This window comes from Streptomyces sp. OR43, from assembly GCF_008042275.1.
Lineage (GTDB): Bacteria > Actinomycetota > Actinomycetes > Streptomycetales > Streptomycetaceae > Streptomyces.
The window spans coordinates 1-4,935 of the sequence record NZ_RDBK01000084.1 but is presented as its reverse complement, the minus strand read 5'-3'; the positions used below and the strand labels follow the sequence as shown (position 1 = coordinate 4,935).

The 4,935-nt window shown below is 73.8% G+C and carries 4 protein-coding genes; 1 reads left to right on the top strand and 3 read right to left on the bottom strand.

Annotated elements, in window-relative coordinates; genetic code table 11:
- From EAO72_RS40765 to EAO72_RS40755, 3 genes are all read right to left on the bottom strand, one after another.
- A partial coding sequence (locus EAO72_RS40765) for a hypothetical protein (RefSeq protein WP_148022432.1) occupies window positions 1-947 on the bottom strand: 947 nt, incomplete at its 3' end.
- A complete protein-coding gene (locus EAO72_RS40760) occupies window positions 944-1,960 on the bottom strand; it encodes a WxL protein peptidoglycan domain-containing protein (protein ID WP_148022431.1) in 1,017 nt (338 codons plus the stop codon). The genes EAO72_RS40765 and EAO72_RS40760, both read right to left, overlap by 4 nt.
- Window positions 1,961-2,230: 270 nt before the next feature.
- Window positions 2,231-3,844: a hypothetical protein gene (locus EAO72_RS40755; RefSeq protein ID WP_148022430.1), complete on the bottom strand. Its 1,614-nt coding sequence runs from the start codon at window positions 3,842-3,844 to the stop codon at window positions 2,231-2,233.
- 462 nt (window positions 3,845-4,306) lie between these two features.
- Here EAO72_RS40755 and EAO72_RS40750 point away from each other — a divergent pair.
- A partial coding sequence (locus EAO72_RS40750) for a MaoC family dehydratase (protein WP_148022429.1) occupies window positions 4,307-4,935 on the top strand: 629 nt, incomplete at its 3' end.

Below are 4,935 nucleotides of genomic sequence, written 5' to 3'. Positions count from 1 at the left end.
GACTGTCGGTGAGCGGAGTCCGTCTCGACCAGACGCCCGGCAGCGCCCCCTTCGAGGCGGGCCGTGCCACCGTCCACTACACCGTCACCAACACCGGGAACACCCCGGTGCAGGACCGAGGCGCCGGCCACGGAGATCAGCCCCCAGGGGTAGAGGTCGGTGGTGACGACGAACGACCGGGCGTCGTAGCGGCCGCCCACCGAGTAGCGGCCGAAGGAGGCCAGGGGCATGGACACCGGGACGCGGTAGGTGGCCTGCTCCCCCGGCTTCAGCGGGGCGGTGAGGGGGGCGGCGACGTCGGTGTCGATGCTGCTGCCCCCGCCCCAGCGCACGATGAGCGGGGTACGGCCGAGCGTGGCGGTGCCCGTGTTGCGGACGGTGACGACGAGGGTGCGGTGGGGGCGTCCTCCGAAGAGTTCGGCGAGGCCGCCGTTCCCGGTCAGTTCGGCGTCGACGACGGCCACTTGGGGGGTGCTGGAACCGGGATCGGGCACCACGCCCTTGGGGACGTCGGCCACCTCGATGTCAGTCGTGGCGCTGCGGGCGTCCTGGCCCGCGCCGGTGGTGGCGCGCATGACGCACGGACAGTCGGCGGGCGGGGCGCCCACCAGGAGGGTCAGCCGGAAGGTCCCGTCGGCCGCCACCAGGGCGACCGCACCGCGGGTGGTGTCGCAGTCGGAGCTGCCGTGGACGGCGCGCAGCCCGCACACCTCGGCCTGCACGGTGGCCCCGACGGGCCAGCCCGTGCCGCCGACCGTGGCGGGCCGGCCCGGCACCAGCCGCCCGGTGTCGGTGGTGATGGCGGGCCGGTCGACGTCCTGACCGTCGGCCGCCTCCGACGGGCCGGCGGCCAGGGCCACGGCCACGACGGCTGCGGCGAGGGCGCCGGGAAGCGGGGCGAGCAGGCGGTGGGCGGCCGGCGGAACCACGGCCCGGCGAACGGTCATGCGTGCTCCAGCGCGAGGGTGCGGCGGCGCCTGCGGAGCTGGGACAGCCCGACGACGACGAGGGCGGCGGCCACGGCCACGACGCCGAGCGTGGGCCAGGACAGGGCCAGGCGGTTGACACGGGCGGTCGTGCCGGGCGTTCCGGTCGCCGAGACCGTGACCTTCGCGGTGAGCAGGTCGACGGGCGGGGAGCGGCCCGTGTCCAGGGTGAGTTCGGTGTGCTGGCCGGGCAGGATCAGCGGCAGGGAACGGGTGCGCGAGGCGACGGTGCGGCCGAAGAGGCCGGTGACCTCGATGGCGGCCTCGCCCTGCACCGGGGTGTTCCCGGTGTTGGTGACGGTGTAGTGGACGGTGGCACGGCCCGCCTCGAAGGGGGCGCTGCCGGGCGTCTGGTCGAGACGGACTCCGCTCACCGACAGTCCGGGGGTGAGCGGTCCGGAGACGGTGAGCTCCAGGCGGACCGCGATGGCCCGCTGGATACTGACGTTCACGCCGGAGCCGGTGGTGCCGGCGCCCCGCAGGGCGTTGTCGAGGGCGATGACCCCGCCCGTGTGGGTGCCGGGGGTCGCGTCGCGGGGAACGGTGACGGTGAAGGGGATGTCGGCGGCGCGGCGTGCCGGGATGACGAGGGCGTTGGTCCGCAGTTTCACCCAGGCCCCGATGGCGCGCTGCGCCTCGCCCGCCTGCCGGTACGCGAGGCCGCCGTCGCGGGGGGTGTTGTAGGCGTCGGCGCCGTACACCTGGAACGAGATCGGTTCGCCGGAGAGGTTGCTGACCCGCACCGAGTCGCGGATGACGGCGCCGGGCGGCGCGTCCAGCTGGAACCCCAGGCGCCGGGCACCGCCGGAACCCTTGTCCGTGGGCTGTACCGACCACGCCTGGGCGTTCCCGTCCGTGCGGGGCGCGCCTGCGGCCTCGGGTGCGAGCAGCCAGCCGGCCAGGGCGGTGAGCACCGCGAGGACGGCGAGCGGGACCGAACGGGCGGCCACGCGGCCGCGGGCGGTAGGACGCATCGGTCTGTCAGATCCTCCGGACGGCCGCGGACCCCGGAGTGCGGGGCCCGCGGCGGGCTGGGGTCGTTCGTACGAACGCCAGGGGCCGCGTTCACGGGCGGGGTTCGTACGAACGCCAGGGGTGCCGTGCTCGGGTCGGAGCTCCTGCGGACGTCGGCGGGTGCCGTGTCCGGGGGCGCAGTTCCCTCGGACGTCAGGGGTGCCGGGTCCGCGGGCGGAGTTCCCTCGGACGCCGGGGATGCCGTGTCCGCGGGCTGAGCCGGGAGTGCCTCAGGAGAGGGTCAGGCGCAGGACGGCCGCGTACTCGCCGGCCTGGGTGATGGCCGGCACGCTCAGATCGAGCGCGGCCCCGGCGTCGAAGTCGCCGCCGGTGACGGAGGCGGGATCGGCGCTGGCGGCCTGGGTGCACAGCGGAACGGCGGTGGTGGAGCTGAGGGCTCCGGTGCTGCCCGGGGTGACGGCGGAGGCCGCGGCGGCGCCGTCATGGACGTCGCAGGTGGGCGTCCAGGACAGGTTGCCGGCCGGGATGGCGGCTCCCGCGGCGTTGGTGAAGTCCGTGACGGTTCCGACCAGCGACCAGCCACGGGTGCTGCCGCGGAAGTCCTTGACCTCGACGGCCTTGAGGTCACCGGTCGACGCGTGGTCCGTACCGTCCACCGACACGGGCGACAGCGTGACCTCGCCCGCTTCCTGGGCCATGGTAAGCGCCCCGCCGGAGACGACGACCTTGAGGGTCTGCTCCGCGCTGCCGCCGTCGGCGAGCGCGGTCCAGGCCAGCTCGGCGGAGTCGGCGGCGGTGCCGTCCTTCTCGGTGGCAAGGATCTTCACGGTGCCCGAGGGCGGGGTGAGGGACGCGGTGAAGCCGCCGCGCGCGTTGACGGGTGCGGTGAGCGTGTCACCGACGGGGCTGCCGTCGGCGTCGACTCCGGTCACCGTGACCTCGTCGCCCGGGTCGAAGGAGGCTCCGGTGACCGTCGTGGTCGTGCCGGGTCCGCCGGTGGCCGGGCTGAGCTGGATGGCGCGGGTGCCGAGGACGCCGAGGGGCACGGTGGAGCTCAGCGCGCCCTGGGTGAGGACCAGGCTGTGCGGACCGGGCGTGGCGGCGGAGCCTATCTCCACCGTGCCGGTGAGCTTGCCGTCGCCGTCCACGGCGAGCGAGGACGTGACGGCACCCGCGGCGCAGGCGGTGCCGTCGAGGGCGCACAGTTCGGCGTCGACCGCCTCGCCGGCGGTCCAGCCGGTTCCGCCGAGGGTGACGACGTCACCCCGGCGGGCCCCGGTGGTGTCGGCGGCGGGCCGGCCCGAGATCGATTCGACGGCCGCGGCGGCGGAGCCGACGCTGCCGTCGGTGACGGTCACGGTGGACAGGACCGGGGGTGTGCCCTGGACCGTGCACGCGATGGTGAGGCCGTAGTTGGTGATGTTGAGCGTGATGTCACCGGGGGTCAGCTGGACCGTACCGGGCTGGGCGACCGTGAGCTGTCCGGTGAGCTCCGGGATGGGGATCTCCGCATAGGCGGGAACGGCCGCGTTGGAGGCGGGAGCGCTCACGCTGATCGCGTCCTGGCCGGAGACGCCGACCTTCGCGGAGACGGCGACGGTGTTCGGGCTCAGCGCGACCGGTCCGTTGGCGGGTCCGTCCGCGAAGGCCAGGGTGAGGCCGACGGGGGTGCCGGCCGTGGTGGTGTCCGCGGCCGTCAATGTCGCCGTCGTGTTGAAGAGCGAGTGGGACGAGGAGAACACGCAGTCGTAGGACACCTCGGCGCTGCCGGCGAACGCCGGCCGGGCGCCGCCGAGCACGAGTGATCCGGCCGCGGCGACGACCAGCGCGGCAAGCGCTGCCGCGGTGCGGGTCGAACACGGTGCGATGGTCTTGGCTCTCATAGCGGGAAACTGCCCCCTCCATGTGCGGCACGTGCACACGCACGTGCCGTGGGACCCGGGCGCCGACGGCGCCCGGCGTGTTTCTTATGGGGAAACGGTGTTTCGAATCAGTGGGTCACATGGAGCCACCGACGCGCCCCGCTGTCAAGGCGCGTACGGCCTGCGGCGGTAAAACTCCTGTTTCGAAAGGGAGTCGGGATATCGATCCAAGAGGGAAACGCTGGACCGCACAGGGAAACATTGCTCTTGACGGGGGCCTGGGGCCCTCCTAGGGTCGAGACGGGACACCGCCCCGGACCGCCCGCTGACCGGGCCCTGTCCGTCACCGCCCGGCCGCACCCGGGGCCCACCCGCCTCTCCACCGCACCGCCGCCCGCACGGCCGCCCGCTCCGGTCCGACGTCCGGGCGGCGCCCGGCCTTTCGCCGCGGCCCCTGGGAGCCCGCTTCCGAAAGAGGACGCCATGAGTTCCACCGCCGAGCCCGAACCCGTCGTCCGCCCGGGCTGGACCGGGCGCTTCTACGACGACTTCACCCCCGGTGACGTCTACGAGCATCCACTCGGCCGCACGGTCAGCGAAGCGGACAACACCTGGTTCACGCTGCTGACGATGAACACCAGTCAGATGCACTTCAACAGCACCTACGCGGAGCACAGCGAGTTCGGCCGCCCGCTGGTCGTGTCCACCCTGACCGTCGCCATCGCCGTCGGCCAGAGCGTCACCGACCTCACCCAGAACGCCTTCGCCAATCTCGGCTGGGACGACATCCGCATGACCGCTCCCGTGCACGCCGGTGACACCCTCTGGTCGGAGTCCCTGGTCGTCTCCAAGCGCGAGTCCGCCTCCCGGCCGGAAGCGGGCATCGTCACCGTGCGCACCCGGACCATCAACCAGCAAGGCACGGAGGTGTGTTCGTTCCTGCGCACCTTCTACGTCCACAAGCGAGGCGCCTCCGCCCTGGTCGACGTACGCCCCCGGTCCGCCACCCCGGCCGGCAACCTGTCCTGGACGCCCACCTGCGACGTCCATGACGGCGCCGCGGCGGCCTCCGCCGTCACCCCGGGCAGCACCGGAGCCCTCAGCTCCACCAC

Coding starts and splice junctions, on each gene's coding strand:
- EAO72_RS40760 (WP_148022431.1), bottom strand. CDS start 1,960: ATGCGTCCTACCGCCCGCGGCCGCGTGGCCGCCCGTTCGGTCCCGCTC.
- EAO72_RS40755 (WP_148022430.1), bottom strand. CDS start 3,844: ATGAGAGCCAAGACCATCGCACCGTGTTCGACCCGCACCGCGGCAGCG.